The sequence below is a fragment of the Streptomyces hyderabadensis genome, assembly GCF_020404845.1.
GTDB lineage: Bacteria > Actinomycetota > Actinomycetes > Streptomycetales > Streptomycetaceae > Streptomyces > Streptomyces hyderabadensis.
This window is the reverse complement of record NZ_JAIOJZ010000131.1, coordinates 1-1,209: the sequence shown is the minus strand read 5'-3', so window position 1 is coordinate 1,209 and position 1,209 is coordinate 1. Positions and strand designations below refer to the sequence as shown.

Below are 1,209 nucleotides of genomic sequence, written 5' to 3'. Positions count from 1 at the left end.
CCGACCAGCACGATCAGCGGTGCGCTCATCGGATGGCCAGGTGGTCGAGGTAGGAGGTGACGTTGCGGCGGGTCTCGGTCACGCTGTCGCCGCCGAACTTCTCCGCCACCGCATCCGCCAGCACCAGGGCCACCATGGCCTCCGCGACGATTCCGGCGGCCGGCACGGCGGACACGTCGGAGCGCTGGTGGTGCGCCTGCGCGGCCTCGCCCGTGCTCACGTCCACCGTCTTCAGCGCGCGCGGCACGGTCGCGATCGGCTTCATCGCCGCCCGCACCCGCAACAGCTCACCCGTGGACAGCCCGCCCTCCGTGCCGCCCGAGCGGCCGGACACCCGGCGGATGCCCTCGGGCGTGCTCACGATCTCGTCATGCGCCTTCGACCCGGGCACGCGGGCCAGCTCGAAGCCGTCACCGATCTCGACGCCCTTGATCGCCTGGATGCCCATGAGGGCGCCCGCGAGCCGCGCGTCCAGCTTGCGGTCCCAGTGGACGTGCGAGCCCAGGCCCACCGGCACGCCGTAGGCGAGGATCTCGACGACGCCGCCGAGGGTGTCCCCGTCCTTGTGCGCCTGGTCGATCTCCGCGACCATCGCCTTCGACGCGTCCGCGTCCAGGCAGCGCACCGGATCGGCATCCAGCCGCTCCACGTCGGCCGGCGTCGGGTAGACCCCGTGGGGCGCCTTCGCCGAGGCCAGCTCGACGACATGACTGACGATCTCGACGCCGGTCGTCTCCTTCAGGTACGACCGGGCCACCGCGCCCAGCGCGACACGGGCCGCCGTCTCACGGGCGGAGGCACGCTCCAGCACCGGCCGGGCCTCGTCGAAACCGTACTTCTGCATCCCGGCGAGATCCGCGTGACCGGGGCGCGGCCGGGTCAGCGGGGCGTTGCGCGCGAGGCCGGCCAGCACCTCCGGGTCCACCGGGTCGGCCGCCATCACCTGCTCCCACTTCGGCCACTCCGTGTTGCCCACCATCACCGCGACCGGCGAACCCATGGTCAGACCGTGCCGGACCCCACCGAGGAAGGTGACCTCGTCCCGCTCGAACTTCATGCGCGCACCACGCCCGTAGCCCAGCCGCCGCCTCGCCAGGTGGTCCGCCACCATCTCGGTGGTGATCGGCACACCGGCGGGCAGTCCCTCCAGTGTCGCGACGAGTGCGGGACCGTGGGACTCCCCCGCGGTCAGCCAGCGCAACCTGCTCA

The 1,209-nt window shown here is 72.7% G+C and carries 1 protein-coding gene; it reads right to left on the bottom strand.

Going from position 1 to position 1,209, the window contains the following annotated elements; all coding sequences use genetic code 11:
* Nucleotides 1-25: 25 nt before the first annotated feature.
* Nucleotides 26-1,209 (bottom strand): chorismate synthase (gene aroC, locus K7854_RS37190; RefSeq protein ID WP_226030975.1); only part of this gene is annotated, 1,184 nt, incomplete at its 5' end.